18 protein-coding genes and 4 tRNA genes are annotated in these 22,374 nt (G+C 66.0%); 9 read left to right on the top strand and 13 right to left on the bottom strand.

Features of this window, described 5'->3' with window-relative positions; all coding sequences use genetic code 11:
* Positions 1-17: 17 nt before the first annotated feature.
* Positions 18-533, bottom strand: coding sequence for a Signal transduction histidine kinase (locus WIX39_RS15560; protein ID WP_106934741.1), 516 nt, complete (start codon positions 531-533; stop codon positions 18-20).
* A gap of 137 nt (positions 534-670) precedes the next feature.
* A complete protein-coding gene (acs, locus tag WIX39_RS15555) occupies positions 671-2,668 on the bottom strand; it encodes an acetate--CoA ligase (protein WP_106934742.1) in 1,998 nt (665 codons plus the stop codon).
* A 157-nt stretch (positions 2,669-2,825) separates the two neighbouring features.
* Between acs and WIX39_RS15550 the strand changes: the two genes are divergently transcribed.
* Entirely contained in the window at positions 2,826-3,464 is a 639-nt protein-coding gene (locus tag WIX39_RS15550; protein ID WP_081270868.1) for a YqhA family protein, read from the top strand.
* 12 nt (positions 3,465-3,476) lie between these two features.
* Here WIX39_RS15550 and WIX39_RS15545 read toward each other — a convergent pair whose 3' ends face one another.
* The gene (locus WIX39_RS15545; protein ID WP_106934743.1) at positions 3,477-4,394 is read right to left on the bottom strand and encodes a LysR family transcriptional regulator; all 918 of its coding nucleotides are present in this window, start codon (positions 4,392-4,394) and stop codon (positions 3,477-3,479) included.
* Positions 4,395-4,495: 101 nt separating this feature from the next.
* Here WIX39_RS15545 and WIX39_RS15540 point away from each other — a divergent pair, with 101 nt between their 5' ends.
* A complete protein-coding gene (locus WIX39_RS15540) occupies positions 4,496-5,113 on the top strand; it encodes an NAD(P)-dependent oxidoreductase (RefSeq protein WP_106934744.1) in 618 nt (205 codons plus the stop codon).
* A gap of 120 nt (positions 5,114-5,233) precedes the next feature.
* Here the strand turns inward: WIX39_RS15540 and fumC are convergent, their stop codons facing one another.
* Positions 5,234-6,631, bottom strand: a complete 1,398-nt coding sequence (gene fumC, locus WIX39_RS15535; RefSeq protein WP_106934745.1) for a class II fumarate hydratase — start codon at positions 6,629-6,631, stop codon at positions 5,234-5,236.
* A gap of 502 nt (positions 6,632-7,133) precedes the next feature.
* On the opposite strand from fumC, the gene proV reads away from it, so the two are divergent.
* The 6 genes from proV to WIX39_RS15505 are packed head-to-tail and all read left to right on the top strand — an operon-like array spanning position 7,134 to position 13,845.
* Complete coding sequence (gene proV, locus WIX39_RS15530; protein ID WP_081270872.1) at positions 7,134-8,402, top strand: glycine betaine/L-proline ABC transporter ATP-binding protein ProV; 1,269 nt, start codon at positions 7,134-7,136, stop codon at positions 8,400-8,402.
* Between the two features lie 21 nt (positions 8,403-8,423).
* A complete protein-coding gene (gene proW, locus WIX39_RS15525) occupies positions 8,424-9,605 on the top strand; it encodes a glycine betaine/L-proline ABC transporter permease ProW (RefSeq protein WP_106934746.1) in 1,182 nt (393 codons plus the stop codon).
* A gap of 14 nt (positions 9,606-9,619) precedes the next feature.
* The gene (gene proX, locus WIX39_RS15520) at positions 9,620-10,636 is read left to right on the top strand and encodes a glycine betaine/L-proline ABC transporter substrate-binding protein ProX (RefSeq protein WP_409195333.1); all 1,017 of its coding nucleotides are present in this window, start codon (positions 9,620-9,622) and stop codon (positions 10,634-10,636) included.
* A gap of 55 nt (positions 10,637-10,691) precedes the next feature.
* Positions 10,692-12,245 carry a fumarate hydratase gene (locus tag WIX39_RS15515; RefSeq protein WP_106934748.1) on the top strand — a complete coding sequence of 518 codons (1,554 nt, stop codon included), beginning with the start codon at positions 10,692-10,694 and terminating at the stop codon, positions 12,243-12,245.
* Position 12,246: 1 nt separating this feature from the next.
* Positions 12,247-13,041, top strand: coding sequence for a glutamate racemase (gene murI / locus WIX39_RS15510; RefSeq protein ID WP_106934749.1), 795 nt, complete (start codon positions 12,247-12,249; stop codon positions 13,039-13,041).
* A gap of 18 nt (positions 13,042-13,059) precedes the next feature.
* On the top strand, positions 13,060-13,845 hold the full coding sequence (locus WIX39_RS15505) for a hypothetical protein (protein ID WP_081270876.1): 786 nt from the start codon (positions 13,060-13,062) through the stop codon (positions 13,843-13,845).
* Positions 13,846-13,858: 13 nt separating this feature from the next.
* Here WIX39_RS15505 and WIX39_RS15500 read toward each other — a convergent pair whose 3' ends face one another.
* The 8 genes from WIX39_RS15500 to tig form a co-directional block, all read right to left on the bottom strand.
* A complete protein-coding gene (locus WIX39_RS15500; protein WP_081270877.1) occupies positions 13,859-14,500 on the bottom strand; it encodes a DUF6806 family protein in 642 nt (213 codons plus the stop codon).
* Between the two features lie 20 nt (positions 14,501-14,520).
* A tRNA-Leu gene (locus WIX39_RS15495) sits at positions 14,521-14,612 on the bottom strand.
* A 99-nt stretch (positions 14,613-14,711) separates the two neighbouring features.
* Positions 14,712-14,785 (bottom strand) — tRNA-Cys (locus tag WIX39_RS15490).
* A 63-nt stretch (positions 14,786-14,848) separates the two neighbouring features.
* Positions 14,849-14,924 (bottom strand) — tRNA-Gly (locus WIX39_RS15485).
* 65 nt (positions 14,925-14,989) lie between these two features.
* On the bottom strand, positions 14,990-17,431 hold the full coding sequence (gene lon / locus WIX39_RS15480) for an endopeptidase La (protein ID WP_081270878.1): 2,442 nt from the start codon (positions 17,429-17,431) through the stop codon (positions 14,990-14,992).
* A gap of 23 nt (positions 17,432-17,454) precedes the next feature.
* Positions 17,455-18,720, bottom strand: a complete 1,266-nt coding sequence (gene clpX, locus WIX39_RS15475) for an ATP-dependent Clp protease ATP-binding subunit ClpX (protein ID WP_081270879.1) — start codon at positions 18,718-18,720, stop codon at positions 17,455-17,457.
* 109 nt (positions 18,721-18,829) lie between these two features.
* The gene (clpP, locus tag WIX39_RS15470; protein WP_081270880.1) at positions 18,830-19,438 is read right to left on the bottom strand and encodes an ATP-dependent Clp endopeptidase proteolytic subunit ClpP; all 609 of its coding nucleotides are present in this window, start codon (positions 19,436-19,438) and stop codon (positions 18,830-18,832) included.
* A gap of 115 nt (positions 19,439-19,553) precedes the next feature.
* Positions 19,554-20,870, bottom strand: a complete 1,317-nt coding sequence (gene tig, locus WIX39_RS15465) for a trigger factor (RefSeq protein ID WP_081270881.1) — start codon at positions 20,868-20,870, stop codon at positions 19,554-19,556.
* Between the two features lie 266 nt (positions 20,871-21,136).
* Between tig and WIX39_RS15460 the strand changes: the two genes are divergently transcribed.
* Positions 21,137-22,114, top strand: a complete 978-nt coding sequence (locus tag WIX39_RS15460; protein WP_409195332.1) for a tetratricopeptide repeat protein — start codon at positions 21,137-21,139, stop codon at positions 22,112-22,114.
* A gap of 87 nt (positions 22,115-22,201) precedes the next feature.
* On the opposite strand, the gene WIX39_RS15455 is transcribed toward WIX39_RS15460, so the two are convergent.
* Positions 22,202-22,288, bottom strand: a tRNA-Leu gene (locus WIX39_RS15455).
* Between the last annotated feature and the right edge of the window lie 86 nt (positions 22,289-22,374).

The following is a 22,374-nucleotide window of genomic DNA, read 5'->3' as shown; positions in this document are numbered from 1 at the left end:
CTACAGGCGCCGCCGCCTCAGCCCTGAGGATTGATGTCGGCCGGCATCACCACAGGCGACAGCGGCCGGCGCTCGATGCGGTCTTCGAGCTGGCCGATGTGCGCGGCCACGGTGTTGTCGGTCTGGTCGGAGCGCAGCCGCACCGAGGTTTCGAGCTGGTCGAGGCGCGCGAGCAGCGCGCTCTGGCGATCGGCGTTCTGCGCCATGTGCTTGTTCTCCTGTGCCTCCAGGAAATTGCGCAGCTCGGTGAAGCGTGAAGCCTCGGCCTTGTCGGCCAGATCGCGCTGGGCCTGCATTTCCTTGGTGTGGCGCTTGGTGTCGATCAACACCGAGCTGTGCAGGTACAGCACGTAGACGAGGAAGAAGGCCGCCAGCACCACGGTCAGCCCCAGCATGATCAGCCCCAGCGGCGCCGACACGGTCATGAAGCCCAGCCAAACATCGGTGGGCGCGGACAGCGTGCCCCAGTTCAGCGCGGCGAGCGCCGCGATGAGCAGCACGATGACGAAAAGAAAAGCAGATCTCACGCCCATGGGGGCCTCCTTCGGAAAGATCGAACACATCGGAATCAGCCGTGCGCGTCGAGGCGCACGGTCACTCCAATGGTTTTACCTCAGCCGGAGGCCGTCCACAGGCCCATGGGCCCACAGGGGGCCGCGTCCTACAGCAGTCAGAGCTTTTCGGCCAGCTGTTCCAGGATGGCCGGGTTCTCCAGCGTCGAGGTGTCCTGCGTGATGGCCTCGCCCTTGGCAATGCTGCGCAGCAGGCGGCGCATGATCTTGCCGCTGCGCGTCTTGGGCAGGTTGTCGCCGAAGCGGATGTCCTTGGGCTTGGCGATCGGGCCGATTTCCTTGGCGACCCAGTTGCGCAGTTCGTTGGCGATCTGCTTGGCTTCTTCGCCGGTGGGGCGGCCGCGCTTGAGCACGACGAAGGCGCACACTGCCTCGCCCGTCACGTCGTCGGGGCGGCCCACCACGGCGGCCTCGGCCACGAGGTCGGTCTTGGACACCAGCGCCGATTCGATTTCCATCGTGCCCAGGCGGTGGCCCGACACGTTCAGCACGTCGTCGATGCGGCCGGTGATGCGGAAATAGCCGCGGTCTTCGCTGCGCACCGCGCCGTCGCCGGCCAGGTAGATGGTGCCGCCCATTTCCTCGGGGAAATAGCTCTTCTTGAAGCGCTCGGGGTCGTTCCAGATGGTGCGGATCATCGAGGGCCAGGGCCGCTTGATGACCAGCATGCCGCCCGCGCCGTTGGGCAGGTCCTTGCCGGTCTCGTCGACGATGGCGGCCATGATGCCCGGCAGCGGCAGCGTGCACGAGCCCGGCACCAGCGGCGTGGCGCCCGGCAGCGGCGTGATGACGTGGCCGCCTGTTTCGGTCTGCCAGAAGGTGTCGACGATCGGGCAGCGCTCGCCGCCGATATTGCGGTGGTACCACATCCACGCCTCGGGATTGATCGGCTCGCCGACCGAACCGAGGATGCGCAGGCTGGTGAGGTCCCAGTTCTTCGGATGCACTTTTTCGTCGCCCTCGGCTGCCTTGATGAGCGAGCGGATGGCCGTTGGCGCCGTGTAGAACACGCTGACCTTGTGCTTCTCGATCATCTGCCAGAAGCGGCCTGCGTGCGGGAAGGTCGGGATGCCCTCGAACACCACCTGCGTGGCGCCGGCCGCGAGCGGGCCGTAGGCGACGTAGGTGTGGCCGGTGATCCAGCCGATGTCGGCGGTGCACCAGAACACGTCCTGCGGCTTGATGTCGAAGGTCCAGTCCATCGTGAGCTTGGCCCACAGCAGGTAGCCGCCGGTCGCGTGCTGCACGCCCTTGGGCTTGCCGGTGGAGCCCGAGGTGTAGAGGATGAACAGCGGGTGCTCGGCGTTCACCGGCACGGGTGCGCACTCGGTGCTCTGCCCTTTCAGCGCCTCGTCGAAGGTCTTGTCGCGGCCTTCGACACGGGTCCACGCGGTGGGCGTGCGCTCGTACACGAACACCGTCTTGATCGACTCGCAGCCGCCCAGCGCGATGCCGTCGTCCACGATGGCCTTGAGCGGCAGCTCCTTGCCGCCGCGCAGCTGGTAGTTGGCCGTGATGACCGCCACCGCGCCCGCGTCGATGATCCGCTCCTGCAGCGCCTTGGCCGAGAAGCCGCCGAACACCACGCTGTGGGTGGCGCCGATGCGCGCGCAGGCCTGCATGGCGATGACCCCCTCGACCGTCATCGGCATGTAGATGATGACGCGGTCGCCCTTCTGGATGCCCTGCGCCTTCAGCGCGTTGGCGAACTGGCTCACGCGGGCCAGCAGCTCCTTGTAGGTGACGTTGGTGACGGTGCCGTCGTCGGCCTCGAAGACGATGGCTGTCTTGTTCTCGACCGGGGTGCCGATGTGCCGGTCGAGGCAGTTGGCGCTGGCGTTGAGTTCGCCGTCGCCGAACCATTGGTAGAACGGCGCGTTCGACTCGTCGAGCGTTTTGGTGAACGGCTTGGTCCACTGCAGGTTGCCCTTGGCCAGGCGGGTCCAGAAACCGTCGAAGTCCTGTTCGGCCTCCTTGCACAGGGCTTCGTAGGCGGCCATGCCGGAAATGCGGGCGCCTTCGGCGGCGCGGGCGTCGGGCGGGAACACGCGGTTCTCGACAAGGACGGATTCAATGTTCTTCGATGCGCTGCTCATGCTCTATGTCTCCTGGATGGATGCGGCCGTAATGTCGGCGTGCCCACTTACGGGGCACTGACGGGTCGGTGACTGCCCGATGTTAGTTCGCGGGGTTATCACGACTGCGACACGGGGACACCCCTAGAATCCCCCGTCCCAAACAACCGGCCTCCCGATGTCCGCTCCCGATCCCTTCGACCCCCGGAACCCGCCCGTACCGCGCCGCGGTTCGCCGCTTCGGCCGCTGCCCAAGCTGATTTTCGCGAGCCGCTGGCTGCAGTTGCCGCTGTACCTGGGGCTGATCGTGGCGCAGGCGGTGTACGTGGTGCATTTCCTGGTCGAGCTGCTGCATCTGGTGGAAGCCGCCTTCGGCAGCAAGGAAGCGCTGCAGGCGCTGATCACCAGCATCGGCTACAAGACCACCGCCCCGGTGGGCACGCTGAACGAGACGGTGATCATGCTGGTGGTGCTGGCGCTGATCGACGTGGTCATGATCTCCAACCTGCTGATCATGGTGATCGTGGGCGGCTACGAGACCTTCGTGAGCCGCATGGACCTCGAAGGCCACCGCGACCAGCCCGAATGGCTGAGCCACGTGAACGCATCGGTGCTCAAGGTGAAGCTGGCCACCGCCATCATCGGCATCAGCTCCATCCACCTGTTGAAGACTTTCATCAACGCCGACAACTACACCGACCGCGTGCTGATCGCCCAGACGGTAATCCACATCGCGTTCCTGTTCTCGGCCATGGCCATCGCCTACACCGACAAGCTCATGACCTCGTCGGCACCGCACGGCGACGACCGCCACTGAGCCTTTTCCCGCCTACCCCGCGTGCGGCAGGTCCCACGCGGGCACTTCGGTGAAGCGCCCCGCCAGGAAGTCGAGCATGGTGCGCAAGGTGGCCGGCATGTGCTTGCGCGAGGCGTACACCGCGTACATGCCCACCACCTGCGGCTCGAACTCGGGGAACAGCGGCACGAGTTCCCCTGCCTGCACCAGTGCCGAGGTCAGGTAGGTCGGCAGCATCGCGATGCCCGCCCCCGCCCGCGCCAGTTGCATCAGGCTGGCCGCGTCGTTGGTCGACACGTTGCCGCCCACGGCCACCGAAACCGGCTCCCCGTCCGCCTTGCGCGTGAAATTCCACAGGCTGCGCCCGAAATAGGAATGCGTCAGGCAATTGCGCTGAGCCAGTTCTTCCACCCGCAGCGGCCTGCCCTGCTCCTTCAGGTAGCCCGGTGAAGCGCAAACCACCGAGCGGCAATCGGTGAGCCGACGCGCGATGAGGTTGGGGTCGATTTCCGCTGCCACCCGAATCGCGAGGTCGATGCGCTCGTCCACCAGGTTCACCGACCGATCCAGCAGCACCAGGTCGACCGCCACGCCCGGATAGAGCCGCACATAGTCGGCCACGGCCCCGGCCAGCTGCGCCTGCGCGAACGAAGTGCTGGCCGTGATGCGCAGCTGCCCGCGCGGGGCCTCGGCCGGGTGACGCACCGCGGCCTGCATGTCGCCCGTGAGCTCCAGCACCTGGCGGCAGCGCGGGAGCAGTTCTTCGCCTGCCGCGGTAAGGCTCAGGCGGCGTGTCGTGCGATGCAGCAGGCGGGCGCCGGTCCACTGCTCCAGCTCGGCCACGTAACGAGTGACCACCGGGCGCGACAGGTCGAGCTTGTCGGCAGCGGCGGAAAGGCTGCCCGAATCGACCACGTTGACGAACACCCGCATTGCATTCAATCGATCCATTTGCACGATTTTAGGAATAAACAAGCGCGCAAATCGAGGTATTTCTTTCGAAACCAGAAACCTAAGATGCGGTTCATCCCATCCACTTTCTGGAGATCACCATGAGCCACATCGCCATCATCGGCGCCACCGGACGCGCCGGCAGCCAGCTTCTCGAAGAGGCGCTGCGCCGCGGCCACACCGTCACCGCCATCGCCCGCAAAGCCAGCGCCAAGCTGGCCGGCCGCGCGAACGTGAAGGCCGTCGACCTCGACGTGCTTGACGGCGCAGCGCTCGAAAAGGCCCTGGCCGGCCATGACGCCGTGTTCAGCGCCGCGCACTTCGCCACCGTGCCGCCGGCTGCCATCATCGAACCGGTCAAGCGCGCCGGCGTGAAGCGCCTGCTGGTGGTCGGCGGCGCCGGCAGCCTGTTCGCGGCGCCCGGCCTGAAGGTGATCGACACGCCCAATTTCCCAGATGCCTACCGCGCCGAAGCCTCGGCCGGCGGCGTGTTCCTCGATGCGCTGCGCAACGAGAAGGAACTCGACTGGACTTTCCTGTCGCCTTCCGCCGAGTTCGTCGAAGGCGAGCGCACCGGCAAGTTCCGCCTGGGCAAGGACGACCTGCTGGTGAGCGCCGAGGGCCGAAGCTGGATCACCTTCGCGGACTACGCGATCGCGTTCATCGACGAGCTGGAAAAGGCCGCCCACTCGCGCCAGCGCTACACCATCGGATATTGAGGCTCACCCCCAGGCTGCGCGCACTTCGTGTCGTTTCGCCAACCCCCTTCCGGGGGCGGGCCGGCCGCTTCGGGCGGCCGTGCGCGGCGGCCCCCACGAAAGAGCCGGGCCGTAACGGAGTCAGCGGCCGGTCATGTTCTCCGGCACCACCCATTCATCGAACTGCTCGGCCGTCAGGTGGCCCGAGGCGATCGCCGCTTCGCGCAGGCTGGTGCCTTCCTTGTGCGCCTTCTTGGCGATGTAGGCCGACTTGTCGTAGCCGATGTGCGTGTTCAGCGCCGTCACCAGCATCAGCGAGCGCTGCACCAGCTCGGTGATGCGTTCGCGGTTCGGCTCGATGCCCACCGCGCAGTGGTCGTTGAAGCTCACCATGCCGTCGGCCAGCAGGCGCACGCTCTGCAGGAAGTTGTGCGCGACCATGGGGCGGAACACGTTCAGCTCGAAGTTGCCCGATGCGCCACCGATGTTGATGGCCACGTCGTTGCCGAACACCTGCGCGGCCAGCATCGTGACGGCCTCGCTCTGGGTCGGGTTGACCTTGCCCGGCATGATCGACGAGCCCGGCTCGTTTTCCGGGATGCTCAGTTCGCCGATGCCGCTGCGCGGGCCGCTGGCCAGCCAGCGCACGTCGTTGGCGATCTTGTTCATGCTGGCCGCCAGCGTCTTCAGCGCGCCGTGCGCGTGCACCAGCGCATCGACGCTGGCCATGGCTTCGAACTTGTTCGGCGCGGTCACGAACGGCAGGCCGGTGATCTTCGCCAGCTCGGCGGCCACCTGCTCCGCGTAGCCCTTGGGCGCATTGAGCCCGGTGCCGACGGCCGTGCCGCCCAGCGCCAGTTCGCTCAGGTGCGGCAGCGCGGCGCGCACGTGCGCCTCGCCATGCGCCAGTTGCGCCACATAGCCCGAGAACTCCTGGCCCAGCGTGAGGGGCGTGGCGTCCTGCAGGTGGGTGCGGCCGATCTTCACGATGTCCGCGAAGTCCTTCGACTTCTGCTCCAGCGTGCCGCGCAGCTTGGCGATGGCCGGCAGCAGCTTGTGCGTGATGGCCTCCACCGCGGCCACGTGCATGGCGGTCGGGAACACGTCGTTGCTCGACTGGCTGCGGTTCACGTCGTCGTTCGGGTGCACGAGCCGGCCTTCGCCGCGCTCGCCGCCGAGCAACTCGCTCGCGCGGTTGGCCAGCACCTCGTTGACGTTCATGTTGGTCTGGGTGCCCGAGCCGGTCTGCCAGACCACCAGCGGGAACTCGCCCGGGTGCTTGCCGGCGATGACTTCGTCGGCTGCCGCCACGATGGCGTTGGTCTTCTTCTCGTCCTGCAGCCCCAGCGCGTGGTTGACTACGGCCGAAGCCCGCTTCACCTGGGCCAGCGCCTTGATGATTTCGCGCGGCTGCTGCTCGCCGGAAATGTCGAAGTTCTGCAGCGAGCGCTGCGTTTGCGCGCCCCACAGCTTGTCGGCCGGCACGTCGATCGGTCCGAAGGTGTCGCGCTCGGCACGGGTCTTGGGGGAAGTCGTCATGAGAAAAAGCTCCGCATTCAAGAAAATCGCGCCGCTTTCCGGCGCGACGCAGAGTATCGCGCCAATAGGAGTAGCTCTCATCTGACGAGGCCATTGCGCCGCCGCTGACAGCTTGATACCTGCCCGCGCCTTGACCTCATCATGCCGAAAAGTTATGATCTTGGTCTTCTGACGACCGGCAAGTCATGATGATGACAGCGCCGGTCAAGCCTTCACTACTCGCGGATCACCGAATCCCGTCGCGGTGCAAGGTTCCCCCGCCGGGCCCAGCCCGGCGACCCGGGCGGATCTTTCCGTCCCCATTGCCACGCCAAGCTCATCCAGGCGGCGCCCCTCGACCAGGCCCGCCGCTCTGCGAATGAAGCATCCGGCGGGCACTGGTTTCGTCGCCAAGTCGTCTTCAGTGCCTGTCGGCAGCCCATCGATTGGGCTGGGGCGTGGTCGCGTCGTCCTTCCGGGGGCGGCGATCTGTCAACCCTTCACACGAAAGGAGCCCCGACGTATGGCCAAAGGAATTCTCATCGACCATGTCTTCAAGGTGTTCGGCGACGAGCCCGAACAGGCGCTGGAGCTGGTCCGGCAAGGTCTGTCCAAGAAAGAAATCCTGGCCCGCACCGGCCAGTCGATCGGCGTGTTCGACGCCACTTTCGAAATCCAGGCCGGAGAAATCTTCGTCATCATGGGGCTCTCGGGTTCGGGCAAGTCGACGCTGGTGCGCCTGCTGAACCGGCTGATCGAGCCGACCGCGGGCCGCATCGTGATCGACGGCGCCGACATCAACGAACACTCCGATGCCCGCCTGCGCGCGCTGCGCCGCAAGGACATCAGCATGGTGTTCCAGTCGTTCGCGCTGATGCCGCACATGACGGTGCGCGAGAACACCGCCTTCGGCCTCGAGCTCTCGGGCACGGGCAAGAAGGAGCGCCTCGCGCAGGCCGACAAGGCGCTGGCGCAGGTGGGACTGGCCGGCTGGGGCGCCAGCTACCCGGACGAGCTTTCCGGCGGCATGCAGCAGCGCGTGGGCCTGGCGCGCGCGCTGGCCTCCGACCCGTCGATCCTGCTGATGGACGAGGCATTCTCGGCGCTCGACCCGATCATCCGCACCGAAATGCAGTCGGAGCTGCTGCGGCTGCAGCAGGAGCAGCGCCGCACCATCGTCTTCATCTCGCACGACCTCGACGAAGCCATGCGCATCGGCGACCGGATCGCGATCATGAAAGACGGCCAGGTGATCCAGGTCGGCACGCCCGACGAGATCCTGCGCAGCCCCGCCAACGACTACGTGCGCAGCTTCGTGCGCGGCGTGGATGCGGCCGCCGTGTTCAAGGCCGGCGACATCGCGCGCAAGCAGCTCACCGTGGTCAGCGAGCACCCCGAGCGCGGTGCGCGCGCGGCGCTCAAGCAGCTGGAAGACCAGGACCGCGACTTCGCCTACGTGACCAGCCCGAACAAGCGCTATCTGGGCACCGTGTCCGCAGACACCCTGCGCGCGGCGCTCGACGGCCACTCCGGCGCGCTGGGCCTGCGGCACGCGTTCCTCAATGACCTGGGCGTGATCGAAGCCGACGCACCCGTGGCCGGCCTTTTCGGGCAGGTGGGCCAGGCCCCTTGCGCGGTGCCGGTGGTGGCCGCCGACGGCCGCTTCTGCGGCGCGATCAGCAAGACGACGCTGCTGAAGTTCCTCGACCGCGACACACCGCCGATCGACCCCGCACACCAGCCGCAGCAGCAACCCGCCGCCGTGCCCGCAGCGGCAGCCGCCACGGCCTGACCGATTTCGAAGGACCTCCTGATGAACGACACCGCAATGCCCTCCGAACTCGCGCCCCTGAACGACGCTGCTTCCATGCTCGCGACGCCCGCACCGGCGACGACGCCGGTCGACCCCTGGGAAGCCCTGTCCGCCGCGCCCGACCCCGCGTCGACCAGCGCCTGGCTCGACGCACCCGCGCCCGCCAATGCGGCGCACCAGCTGGCCGGCCAGGCCGATGCCGCCAGCGGCGGCTTCCATCTGCACCGCCTGTGGGACGGCTCGCTGCCCGTCGAGGCCTGGATCAACCAGGGCCTGGGCTGGGTGGTCGAGCACTTCCGCCCCTTCTTCCAGACCGTGCGCCTGCCCATCGACAGCACGCTCAACTCGGTGCAGAGCCTGCTGACCGGCCTGCCCACGCTCGCGATGATTGCGCTGATCGGCCTGTTCGCCTGGCAGTTCGCCGGCCGCGCGCTGGCCATCGGCACCACCGTGGCGCTGCTGCTGGTGGCCATGCTGGGCATCTGGCCCGAGGCGATGGTGACGCTGTCGCTGGTGCTGACCTCGCTGGTCTTCTGCATGGTCATCGGCCTGCCGCTGGGCGTGCTGCTGGCCAGCAGCGACCGGGCGCAGCGGATCATGCGGCCGGTGCTCGACGCGATGCAGACCACGCCCGCCTTCGTGTACCTGGTGCCGGTGGTGATGCTGTTCGGCATCGGCAACGTGCCCGGGGTGATCGTCACCATCGTCTTCGCGCTGGCCCCGCTGGTGCGCCTGACCAACCTCGGCTTGCGCCAGGTGCGCCCCGACCTCATCGAGGCGGCGCGCGCCTACGGCGCCTCGCCCTGGCAGATGCTGGTGAAGGTGCAGCTGCCGCTGGCCATGCCGTCGATCATGGCGGGCATCAACCAGGCGCTGATGCTGTCGCTGTCGATGGTGGTGATCGCCTCGATGATCGCCGTGGGCGGCCTGGGCCAGATGGTGCTTCGCGGCATCGGCCGGCTCGACATGGGCCTGGCGACCGTGGGCGGCCTGGGCATCGTGCTGCTGGCGATCTCGCTGGACCGCCTGACGCAGGCCATGGGCAAGTCGCGCCGCGCCGGCGGCCGCCGCTGGTGGCACACCGGGCCGGCGGGCTTCGCGCTGCGCGTGCTGCAACGCGCCGTGGCGCCGGGCCGCAGCGCCGGCGAACCGGCACCCGCCCTGTCGGCCCAGGCGCAATGACCGGACACCAACGCATGACGAAGAAAACCAGTCTCATCGCACGCGGCCTGCTGGCCCTTGCCTTCGTGGCCACCGGCATGGCGGCCCAGGCGGCCAACGACCTGCCCGGCAAGGGCGTGACCGTGCTGCCGCTCAAGAGCTCGCTCGCCGAAGAAGCTTTCCAGACGCTGCTGGTGATGCGCGCGCTCGAGAAGCTCGGCTACACCGTGGAGCCCATGAAAGACCTGGAGCCGGCCACCGAGCACCTGGCCATCGCCAACGGCGACGCCACCTTCATGGCCAACCACTGGAGCCTGCTGCACGCCGACTTCTACAAGAACAGCGGCGGCGACGCCAAGCTTTGGCGCAAGGGCGTGTATTCCGACGGCGCGGTTCAGGGCTACCTGATCGACCGCAAGACGGCCGAGCAGTACGGCATCAGCAACATCGCCCAGCTGAAGGACCCGGCCATCGCCAGGCTGTTCGACGCGGACGGCGACGGCAAGGCCGACCTCACGGGCTGCAACCCCGGCTGGGGCTGCGAACTGGCCATAGAGAGCCACCTGACGGCCTACCGGCTGCGCGACACCGTCACCCACAAGCAAGGCAGCTACGCCGCGCTGATGGCCGACACCATCGCGCGCTTCAAGCAGGACAAGCCGGTGCTCTACTACACGTGGACGCCGTACTGGGTCAGCGCCGTGCTGCGCCCGGGTGCGGACGTGGTGTGGCTGCAGGTGCCGTTTTCCTCGTCGCAGGGCGAAGGCGGGAACGTCGACACCCAGTTGCCGAACGGCAAGAACTACGGCTTCCAGGCCAACCAGGAACAGATCGTCGCGAACCGGGCCTTCGTCGAGAAGAACCCTGCGGCGGGCAAGCTGTTCGAGGTCATGAAGCTGCCGATCAGCGACATCAACGCGCAGAACCTGCGCATGAGCCAGGGCGCCAACACGCAACAGGATGTGGAACGGCACACCGACGGGTGGATCAAGGCGCACCAGCAGCTGTTCGACGGGTGGATTGCCGAGGCTCGGGCCGCTGCGGCTCCCTAGGCGGTGGGCTGAGATAATCGGGGGGCGTTTCCACATTCCTAAAAAGCCCCCCACCATGACGACCACGATCCAGCAGGCCGACCTGATCGAATCGATCAGCGCCGCGCTGCAGTACATCAGCTACTACCACCCCGCCGACTACATCGCCCACCTGGCCCGCGCCTACGAGCGCGAGCAGAGCCCCGCGGCCAAGGACGCCATCGCGCAGATCCTGACCAACAGCAAGATGAGCGCCACGGGCCAGCGCCCGATCTGCCAGGACACCGGCATCGTCAACGTGTTCCTCAAGGTGGGCATGGACGTACGCTGGGGCGGCTTCACCGGCAGCCTCGACGACGCCATCAACGAAGGCGTGCGCCGCGGCTACAACCACCCCGACAACACGCTGCGCGCCTCGGTCGTGGCCGATCCGCAGTTCGACCGCAAGAACACCAAGGACAACACGCCCGCGGTGATCTTCACGGAGATCGTTCCGGGCGACAAGCTCGAGGTCACCGTCGCGGCCAAGGGCGGCGGCAGCGAGAACAAGAGCAAGCTGGTAATGCTGAACCCCGGCGACAGCGTGGTCGACTGGGTGCTCAAGACCGTGCCCACCATGGGCGCCGGCTGGTGCCCGCCGGGCATGCTGGGCATCGGCATCGGTGGCACCGCCGAGAAAGCCGCCCTGATGGCCAAGGAAAGCCTGATGGACGACCTCGACATGCACGAGCTGCTGGCCAAGAAGAACTCCGGCGCCGAGCTCAGCAAGGTCGAGGCGCTGCGCGTCGAGCTCTACGAGAAGGTCAACGCGCTGGGCATCGGCGCGCAGGGCCTGGGCGGCCTTGCCACCGTGCTCGACGTCAAGATCCAGATGTACCCCACGCACGCGGCGAGCAAGCCCGTGGCGATGATCCCCAACTGCGCGGCCACCCGCCACGCGCACTTCACGATGGACGGCAGCGGCCCCGTGTACCTCGAGGCGCCGTCGCTCGACCTGTGGCCCGACGTGAACTGGGCCCCCGACGAGAAGAAGAGCAAGCGCGTCGATCTCGACAAGCTGACGCCCGCCGAAGTGGCGAGCTGGAAGCCGGGCGACACGCTGCTGCTCAACGGCAAGATGCTCACCGGCCGCGACGCCGCGCACAAGCGCATCCAGGGCATGCTGGCCAAGGGCGAGAAGCTGCCGGTGGACTTCACCAACCGCGTCATCTACTACGTCGGCCCGGTCGACCCGGTGGGGGACGAGGCCGTCGGCCCCGCCGGCCCCACCACCGCCACGCGCATGGACGGCTTCACCGAGATGATGCTGGCGCAGACCGGCCTGATCGCCATGATCGGCAAGGCCGAGCGCGGCCCGGTCGCCATCGAGGCCATCAAGAAGCACAAGAGCGCCTACCTCATGGCCGTGGGCGGCGCCGCCTACCTGGTCAGCAAGGCCATCAAGACCGCCAAGGTGGTCGGCTTCGAGGACCTGGGCATGGAAGCCATCTACGAATTCGACGTGGTCGACATGCCCGTGACGGTGGCGGTCGACGCCGGCGGCACCAGCGCGCACATCACCGGCCCGGCCGAGTGGCAGAAGCGCATCGCCAGCGGCGAGTTCAAGACCATCATGATGGAAGAAGCCTGAGTTGAGCCCGATAGGCGTCTTCGACAGCGGGGTCGGCGGCCTCAGCGTGCTGGCCGCGCTGCGGGCCGAGTTGCCGCAAGAGAACTTCGTCTACTTCGCCGACACGGCCTACGCGCCCTACGGCGAACGCGGGGACGCCTACGTGATCGAGCGCTCGCGCGCGGTGGTCGAACAGCTGCGGCGCGAGCACGGCATCAAGGCGCTGGTCGTCGCATGCAACACGGCCACGACCGCCGCCATCCACCTCATGCGCGCCGAGCACGCCGACTTGCCGATCGTCGGGCTGGAGCCCGGCCTCAAGCCCGCCGTGGCGGCAAGCCGAACGGGGCATGTCTCGGTGATGGCCACGCGCGGCACGCTGGCCAGCGCCAAGTACGCGGCCTTGCGCGCATCGTTCGCCGGCTCGGCCGAGGTGCGATCGGTGCCCTGCGACGGGCTGGTGAAGGCCATCGAAGGCTTCGACGCGGCAGGCATCTCCGCACTGTGCGAGCGCTACATGCAAGAGGCCGGGCCTTTCGGCGACGGCCCCGCGCAGGTCGACACGGTGGTGCTGGGCTGCACCCACTATCCGCTCGTGAAGGACGAACTGCGCCGGCATGCGCCGGCCTCGCTGCGTTTCATAGACACCGGGGTGCCGGTCGCGCAACAGACGCGGCGGCTGCTTGCTTCGGCAGGCCGGCTCGCGGACAACGGCCACGGCGGGCTGCGCCTGGAAAGCAGCGGCGATGTCGCCGTGCTCGAAGCCGCCGCGGCGCGCTGGCTCGGGCTTGCCGCCGGCACTTTCACTTCAGCCTGATCGGACTTCATCATCTCCATGCGTTCCCAGATGCGCCGCGCCGCCCTCTTCCTGAGCCTTCTGCTGGCCGCGGGCCTGAGCCACGCGGCCTGCGAGAGCGGTTTGGCCGAACGCATGCACGCCAAGCTGTACCCCAAGCGCCCGCTCGACGAACGGCTGGCGGCTTGCAAGGTCTGGCCAGCCTTTCCGGGGCGCAGCATCGTGGTGCTGCCGCTGCCCCGCGAGACCACCGACAACGGCGCCAAGGTGTTCGACCTCGAGCTGCTGCTGATCCAAAGGCCCGACAACGGCAACACCGAGCGCGACGTGGTGATCGGCCGGCTCCTGCAGCCCGAGGCGCTTGACGAAGACGCCACCACGTCGATCCAGGACATCCGCATCGACACCTCGCGCTACGTGCTGGCGTCAGACGCCCGCGCCTTCGGCGTGCGCGTGCGCTACCGGGGCACCAGCGCGCCCGGCAGCCCGCTGGCCAGCGAGACCGTGCGCCTGTACGTGCAGCACGGCAAGCAATTCCGCCAGGTGCTGCAGGAGGTCGAGCTCGACCACGACAACGGGGGATGGGATTCGACCTGCACCGGTCACTTCGAGAAGCTGCGCACGATGCTGTCGGTCGGCAAGGCGACGAGCAACGGCTTTGCCGACCTGCAGCTGTCGCGCACGCTGGTGCAAAGCCGCGCGCAGCAGGAGGAAGACCAGGGGTGCGTGGAGAAGGCGCTGCCCGCGAAGTTCAGCACCGTGACGCTGCGCTACGACGGCGAGCGCTTCAAGGTACCGAAGTCGCTGCTGCGGCAGGCACCCTGAAGTCTTTCCGGCCTCAGTGCAGGTGACGCGGACGGCGGCCGCCGCCGTGTCCACCGCCGCTGCCCCCGCTGCCGGGGCCACCCGTGCCGCGCGGGCGCTTGCCGATCTCCAAAGAGTTCACCAGGGCGTCGAAACGGTCGCTGAAGAGGCGATCGATCTCGGAGACGACCCCACCCAGCTCGGCACCGTCGAAGTGGCGCTCCATGAGGTTCACGACGTCTTCCACCAGCAGGTCGCGCTGTACCTGCATGATCGCGGCCGGGTTCGGGCCCACGAATAGCATCAGGAAGTCGTCGCGCGACTCTTCTTCAGGGTCGCCCTCTTCCTCGTCGAAGTCGGTGTCGTAGAACGTGACCTCGATGGCCGCGCCGCGCTCCGACAGCTCGTTCAGGCCCATGCACATCTCGTCGAGCGCCTGGCGGAAGTCTTCGTCGCCCGGCACGGTCCAGCAGATCTGGAGCATGTGGTCCTTCTGCTCGAAGCGGATGCCCGGCTCTTCTTCGTAGGTGCTGGTGGCGCCGTCGGCCAGCGACTTGGCGCCGGCGTACTTCCACAGAGGCTTGAGCGCCTCCTGGATCTGGTCGAAGCTCACGTCCGCACGCAACGGCACATCGCCGTGCACATGGATCTCAAATGGAGCGTTGTAGCGAGGCATCGAATGCTCCCTTGTAAATGTGGTACCCGGAACGGGGGTCGAACCCGTATGCCCCGATTAAGGAAGCGGCGGATTTTAAGTCCGATGTGTCTACCAATTTCACCATCCGGGCGTCAGGTTGAACATCGACGATAACCCAAACAAAACAAGCCCCGGCAACGTGGGTTGGCGGGGCTTGGTGGTCGGGGTCGAATCGAGTTGAACGAGAAGGTGGAGGCGCGACCCGGAGTCGAACCGGGCTAGACGGATTTGCAATCCGTTGCATAACCGCTTTGCTATCGCGCCACGCAGAAAAACGAAATCGACCTAGCGAAAAAAAGGGAAGCTGGAGCTTCCCTTTTTCAAAACTGGAGCGGGAAAAGAGTCTCGAACTCTCGACCTCAACCTTGGCAAGGTTGCGCTCTACCAACTGAGCTATTCCCGCGTTTCGAGCCTCGAATTATATACCAATATTTCGGGGCTCCGAAAGTTTTGCGATCAATCGATCGATCAATGTTTGACGGAGCCCTCGGAAGCCGGTGCCGCCGCGCGCTGCTTGGCCAGTTCGGCCACTGCAGCAGCCGATGCGGCCACTTCTTCGTCGGACAGCGGCTCGGGCATCTTCTCCAGCGCGATCTCGAGCACCTTGTCGATCCACTTGACGGGCACGATCTCGAGGCCGTTCTTCACGTTCTCGGGAATGTCCTGCAGGTCCTTGGCGTTCTCTTCCGGGATCAGCACGGTCTTGATGCCGCCGCGCAGCGCGGCCAGCAGCTTTTCCTTCAGGCCGCCGATGGCCGTCACCTCGCCGCGCAGCGTGATCTCGCCGGTCATCGCGACATCGCTGCGCACGGGGATGCCCGTGAGCGCCGACACGAAGGCCGTCGTCATTGCAGCGCCCGCGCTCGGGCCGTCCTTGGGCGTGGCGCCGTCGGGCACGTGGATGTGGATGTCGCGCTTCTCGAACACCTCGTCCTTGATGCCGAGGCGGCGCGAGCGGCTGCGCACCACGGTGCGCGCGGCCTCGACCGATTCCTTCATCACGTCGCCCAGCGAACCCGTGCGGCTGATCACGCCCTTGCCGGGCATGGTCACGGCCTCGATCGTCAGCAGGTCGCCGCCGACTTCGGTCCATGCAAGGCCGACCACCTGGCCGACCTGGTTCTGCTTTTCCGCGAGGCCGAAGCTGTACTTGCGCACGCCCAGGAACTCGTTGAGGTTCGCGCCGTCGACCGTGACCTTCGGCTTGAGCTGCTTGAGCAACAGGCCCTTCACCACCTTGCGGCAGATCTTGGACAGCTCGCGCTCGAGCGAACGCACACCCGCTTCACGCGTGTAGTAGCGCACGATGTCGCGCACGGCCTCTTCGGTGACGAAGAGTTCTTCGTCCTTCACGCCGTTGTTCTTCATCTGCTTGGGCAGCAGGTACTTGATCGCGATGTTGGTCTTCTCGTCTTCGGTGTAGCCCGAGAGGCGGATGACTTCCATCCGGTCCAGCAGCGCCGGCGGAATGTTCATCGAGTTCGAGGTGGCGACGAACATCACGTCGCTCAGGTCGAAGTCGACTTCCACGTAGTGGTCGCCGAAGGTGTGGTTCTGCTCGGGGTCGAGCACCTCGAGCAGCGCGCTCGACGGGTCGCCACGGAAGTCCGTGCCCAGCTTGTCGATCTCGTCGAGCAGGAACAGCGGATTGCGCGTGCCGATCTTGCTCAGCCCCTGCAGCACCTTGCCCGGCAGCGCGCCGATGTAGGTGCGGCGGTGGCCGCGGATCTCGGCTTCGTCGCGCATGCCGCCCAGCGCCATGCGGGTGTACTTGCGGCCGGTCGCCTTGGCGATCGACTGCCCGAGCGAGGTCTTGCCCACGCCCGGCGGGCCTACGAGGCACAGGATCGGCGCCTTGACCTTGTCCACGCGCTGCTGCACCGCGAGATATTCCAGGATGCGGTCCTTGACCTTCTCCAGGCCGTAGTGGTCGGCGTTGAGCACGGCTTCGGCATTGGCCAGGTCGTGCTTGATCTTGGTCTTCTTGCTCCAGGGCAGGCCGATCAGCACGTCGATGTAGTTGCGCACCACGGTGGCCTCGGCCGACATGGGCGACATGAGCTTGAGCTTCTTGAGCTCGCCCTCGGCCTTCTTCAGGCCTTCCTTGGACATCTTGGCGAGCTTGATCTTCTTCTCGATCTCCTCGATGTCCGCGCCCTCTTCGCCTTCGCCGAGCTCCTTCTGGATGGCCTTGACCTGCTCGTTGAGGTAGAAGTCGCGCTGGTTCTTTTCCATCTGGCGCTTCACGCGGCCGCGGATCTTCTTGTCGACGTTCAGGATGTCGACTTCGCGCTCGAGCTGGCCGAACAGGTTTTCCAGGCGGGCCTTGACGTCGTCGAGGTCCAGCACGGCCTGCTTGTTGTCGAGCTTGAGCGGCAGGTGCGCGGCGATGGTGTCCGCCAGGCGGCCCGGATCGTCGATGCTCGAGATCGAGGTCAGGATCTCGGGCGGAATCTTCTTGTTCAGCTTGACGTACTGGTCGAACTGCTGCATCACCGCGCGGCGCAGCGCCTCGACCTCGGTACCCTTCTCGCCGCCTTCGGGCGCCTCGACGGGCGTCACGTTGGCCGAGAAATGGGTTTCGCCGTCATCGATGCGGTTCACGCGGGCGCGCTGCTGGCCTTCGACCAGCACCTTCACCGTGCCGTCGGGCAGCTTGAGCATCTGCAGGATGGTCGAGACGCAACCGACCTCGAACATGTCCTCGACCGAGGGCTCGTCCTTGGCGGCGGCCTTCTGCGCCACCAGCATGATGCGGCGCTCCGCTTCCATGGCCAGTTCGAGCGCCTTGATGCTCTTGGGGCGACCCACGAACAGCGGGATCACCATGTGGGGAAACACCACGACGTCGCGCAGCGGCAGCAGCGGCAGGTCGAGGGCTTCGGGAGGCAGAGGGGTATGGCCAGACATGCAGATCCTTCGCGTCTTTGGCTTTAAGCCTTTTTCGCAGCTTCGCGGTACACGAGCAGCGGGGGCTTGTTTTCGTCGATGGTCGATTCCTCGACCACCACCTTGTCGACATTGGTCGCGTTAGGCAATTCGAACATGGTGTCGATCAGCGACTGTTCAAGGATCGAACGCAGGCCGCGTGCACCGGTCTTGCGGGCCAGGGCCTTGCGCGCGATCGCCTTGAGCGCCGCCGGGCGGATTTCGAGGTCCACGCCTTCCATCTGCAGCAGCTTGGTGAACTGCTTCACCACGGCGTTCTTGGGCTCGGTCAGGATCTGGACCAGCGCATCCTCGCTGAGTTCCGCAAGCGACGCGACCACGGGCATGCGGCCCACGAGTTCGGGGATCAAGCCGAACTTGATCAGGTCTTCGGGCTCGACTTCGCGGAACACCTCGGTGATGCTGCGCTGCTGCTTGCTCTTGACCGACGCGCCGAAGCCGATACCCGAGGCCTCGGTGCGGTTTTCGATGACCTTTTCCAGGCCGGCGAAGGCGCCGCCGCAGATGAACAGGATGTTGGTCGTGTCGATCTGCAGGAAGTCTTGGTTCGGGTGCTTGCGCCCGCCCTGCGGCGGCACGCTGGCCATGGTGCCTTCGATGAGCTTCAGCAGGGCCTGCTGCACGCCCTCGCCCGATACGTCGCGGGTGATCGAGGGGTTGTCGGACTTGCGCGAGATCTTGTCGATTTCGTCGATGTAGACGATGCCGCGCTGGGCGCGCTCGACTTCGTAGTTGCAGCTCTGCAGCAGCTTCTGGATGATGTTCTCGACGTCTTCGCCCACGTAGCCGGCTTCGGTCAGCGTGGTGGCGTCGGCCATCACGAAGGGCACGTCGAGCATGCGAGCCAGCGTTTGCGCCAGCAGCGTCTTGCCCGAGCCCGTGGGACCGATCAGCAGGATATTGCTCTTGTTGAGCTCGACGTCCTCGCCCTTGGCCTTTTCCTTGTGGCGCAGGCGCTTGTAGTGGTTGTAGACCGCCACCGACAGCATGCGCTTGGCCGGCTCCTGGCCGATAACGTAGTTGTCGAGGTTGGTCTTGATCTCGAGCGGCGTCGGCAGGTCGCTGCGTGCCTCGCGCGCTTCTTCACCCGCGGGCAGTTCGTCGCGGATGATCTCGTTGCAAAGGTCGATGCACTCGTCGCAGATGAAGACCGAAGGGCCCGCGATCAGCTTCTTGACCTCATGCTGGCTCTTGCCGCAGAACGAGCAATAAAGCGTTTTTTCGCTGGAGGAGCCTTTTTTTTCGGCCATGGACAGATGCCTCGTTACAGGGTAGGGACAATGATAACTAAACAAAAACGGCGTTTCCCGTAAGGAAAACGCCGTTTCTGCCATTTGTTGGCGCCACCGGCGCCGGACTTCAACCGCGCTTGGCGACGACCTGGTCGACCAGGCCGTAGTCCTTGGCCTCGTCGGCAGTGAGGAAATAGTCGCGCTCGGTATCGGCCTTGACCTTTTCCAGCGGCTGGCCGGTGCGTTCGGCCAGGATGCGGTTCATCTGGTCCTTGGTGCGCAGGATGTCGCGTGCATGGATCTCGATGTCGGTCGCCTGGCCGCGTGCGCCGCCGAGCACCTGGTGGATCATGATCTTGGAGTTGGGCAGCGAGAAGCGCTTGCCCTTCTCGCCGGCCGCCAGCAGGAAGGCGCCCATGCTGGCCGCGAAGCCCAGGCACATGGTCGACACGTCGGGCTTGATGAACTGCATGGTGTCGTAGATCGCCATGCCGGCGCTCACGCTGCCGCCCGGGGAGTTGATGTAGAACGAGATGTCCTTGTCCGGGTTCTCGCTCTCGAGGAACAGCAGCTGCGCCACCACGAGATTGGCCGTCTGGTCGTTGACCTCGCCCACCAGGAAAATGATGCGCTCCTTGAGGAGGCGCGAGTAGATGTCATAAGACCGCTCGCCGCGGCCCGATTGCTCGATGACCATCGGGACCATGCCGAGGCCTTGGATTTCCTGTGCGCTCATGAATTTGCTCTCCGGAAAGTGAAATCGTTCGCTGTTTGTTAACTGTACGCCTGAGTGAAATGGGGCTCGTGCCGCAAAGCACAAGCCCCATTGGCGTAGCGGGCGAAGACGGAAATCAGCCCTGCTGCTGCGCCATCAGTTCGTCGAACGACACCGACTTTTCATTGACCTTGGCCTTGCCCAGGACGAAGTCGGTCACGTTGTTCTCGATGACCACGGCTTCGACTTCGGCCAGGCGGTTGTTGTCGCTGAAGTACCAGCGCACCACGTCGGCCGGCTTCTCGTAGCTGGCGGCCAGCTCGTCGATGTGGGCCTTGATCTGCTCGGGCTTGGCCTGCAGGTTGTTGGCACGCACCAGTTCGGCCACCACCAGGCCCAGGCGCACGCGGCGCTCGGCTTGCGGGCGGAAGACTTCGTCGGGAATCGGTGCCTTGTCGGCGTCCTTGATGCCGCGCTGCTTCAGCTCGGCGCGGGCGCCTTCGACCATGCGGTTCACCTCGGCTTGCACGCTGGCGTTGGGCAGGTCGAGTTCGGCGTTGGCCACCAGGGCGTCCATCACGGCGTTCTTGTTGCGTGCCAGCAGGCGGAACTTCACTTCGCGCTCGAGGTTGCGCTTGATGTCGGCACGCAGGCCTTCCACGGTGGCTTCGGCGATGCCGAGCGACTTGGCCAGCTGTTCGTTGACTTCCGGCAGGTGCGAGGCTTCGATCTTCTTCACGGTGACCAGGAAGTCGGCTTGCTTGCCGGCCACGTCCTTGCCGTGGTAATCGGCCGGGAACGACAGCGGGAAGGTGCGGCTGTCGCCGGACTTCATGCCGCGCACGGCGTCTTCGAATTCCTTGAGCATCTGGCCTTCGCCGACGATGAACTGGAAGTCTTCGGCCTTGCCGCCCTGGAAGGGCTCGCCGTCGATCTTGCCTTCGAAGTCGACCGTCACGCGGTCGCCATCTTGCGCCACGGCGTCTTGGGCGCGCTGGGCGAAGGTACGGCGCTGCTTGCGCAGGATGTCGAGGGTCTTGTCGATGGCGTCGTCGCCCACTTCGGCCGAGAGCTTCTCGACTTCGGCGCCCGACAGGTCGTTGATCTTGACTTCAGGGAAAACTTCGAAGACCGCGTCGAAGGCCAGTTCGCCTTCGGGTGCGTTTTCCTTCTCGGTGATGCGGGGCTGGCCGGCGACGCGCAGCTTGGCTTCGTTCGCGGCTTGCGAGAAGGCTTCGCCGACCTTGTCGTTCATGACTTCGTAGTGCACCGAGTAGCCATAGCGCTGGGCCACGACGTTCATCGGCACCTTGCCGGGACGGAAGCCGTCCATCTTGACGGTGCGCGCGAGCTTCTTGAGGCGCGAATCGACTTCGGACTGGATGGTGCCGACCGGCAGGGTCAGCGTGATCTTGCGTTCGAGCTTCTCGAGAGTTTCAACGGTCACGGTCATGATGTCTTCCTGGTAAGGGGGCTGTGCGCGGGGCCTGCATCTTTTTATCAATACAGATCAAGGACTTACACGCGCTGGCGGGATTTATGCGGAGGCACGCGGGTGCCGCCTGCAAAACTGGGCAACCCGGGATTCTAATCCGGCGGGAAAGCGGGTTTTCACGGGGTTGAAGCGCGGGGCGATCGGCGGTCAGGTTTGGCCAATATTCGAGTCGTACAGTGACTCTCGATTCATCCTCACTCACAGGGATGCACAGGAAAATTCTCATGCTCCAGCGAATGTTTGCCGCCCTCGCCCTCAGCCTTGCCGTGGCATTCGGCATGCCCTCCCTCGCGCAGGCCAGGACCGACGCGCCGGCTCCGAAAGACCCGACCATCCAGCAGATCTACGAGGCCGCCAACGGCGGCCGGATGTCCGACGCCGACGCGATGATCGCGAAGGTGCTGAAAGACCACCCCGACAGCGCCAAGGCGCATTTCGTGCACTCCGAGCTGCTCGCGGCCGAAGGCAGGCTCGACGACGCGAGAAGCGAACTCGCCAAGGCGAAGGCGCTGTCGCCCGCACTCGACTTCGCCAAACCCGAGGCCGTCGAACGGCTCACGAACAAGCTCGACAAGCCGGCTCCGCAGGCCAGGAGCACGCCCTCCCGCGTGAGCGAGCCCGCTGCGCCGGCACCGCGCGCCGCCGAGAGCCGGACAAGTTCCGTGCCGTGGATGCCCATCGCCCTGCTGGGGCTGCTGGTCGTCGGCTACCTCGCCTTCCGGCGCCGGGTCGCGCGGCCCGCCGCGCCGGCCGCGCCATCGTATGGCCCCGGGCCAGGCATGCCCGGCATGCAGCAAGGTGCGCCGGCGGGCTATGGAAACTATGGAAACTACGGCCCGGGCGGCAACTGGACGCCCGCGCCACCGCCCGCCGCCAGCCCCGGCATGGGCCTCGGCTCGGCCCTTGCCACGGGTGCGGCCGTGGGCGTCGGCGCGATGGTCGCGCAAGAGGCGGTGCGCCACTGGATGCATGGCAGCGACAACAACAGCGTGATCGACAACAGGGACAGCGGCACGACCCGCATCGCCGACAACGGCAACACCGAAATGGGCCGCGGCCTCTGGCCCTCGTCGACCACCCCGGAGCCCGACCGCATCGTCGACAACGACTTCGGCATCAAGGACACGAGTTCCTGGGACGACTCGAGCGGCGGCGGCAGTTTCGACAGCGGCAGCGACAGCAGCAGCGACAATGACTGGTAAAAGAGCCCGCCGAAAAGAAAAAGCCCCGTTCCTCACGAAACGGGGCTTTTTCAACTGCTCGATAGAACTGGCTACTTAGCAGAGGGCTGGTGCGCGGGGCCGGACTCGAACCGGCACGTTCTTGCGAACGTCAGGACCTAAACCTGGTGCGTCTACCAATTTCGCCACCCGCGCGATGCCAATCTTTTCAGGTGAATGCAAAAGCGGACGGGCTTTCTGCGCCACGGATTCCCGTGGGCCAAAGACCATCCGCTTGAAAT

This window comes from Variovorax sp. AB1(2024), from assembly GCF_037482385.2.
Taxonomy (GTDB): domain Bacteria; phylum Pseudomonadota; class Gammaproteobacteria; order Burkholderiales; family Burkholderiaceae_C; genus Variovorax.
The sequence above is the reverse complement of the archived record's forward strand: the minus strand, read 5'-3'. Positions and strand labels throughout refer to the sequence as shown.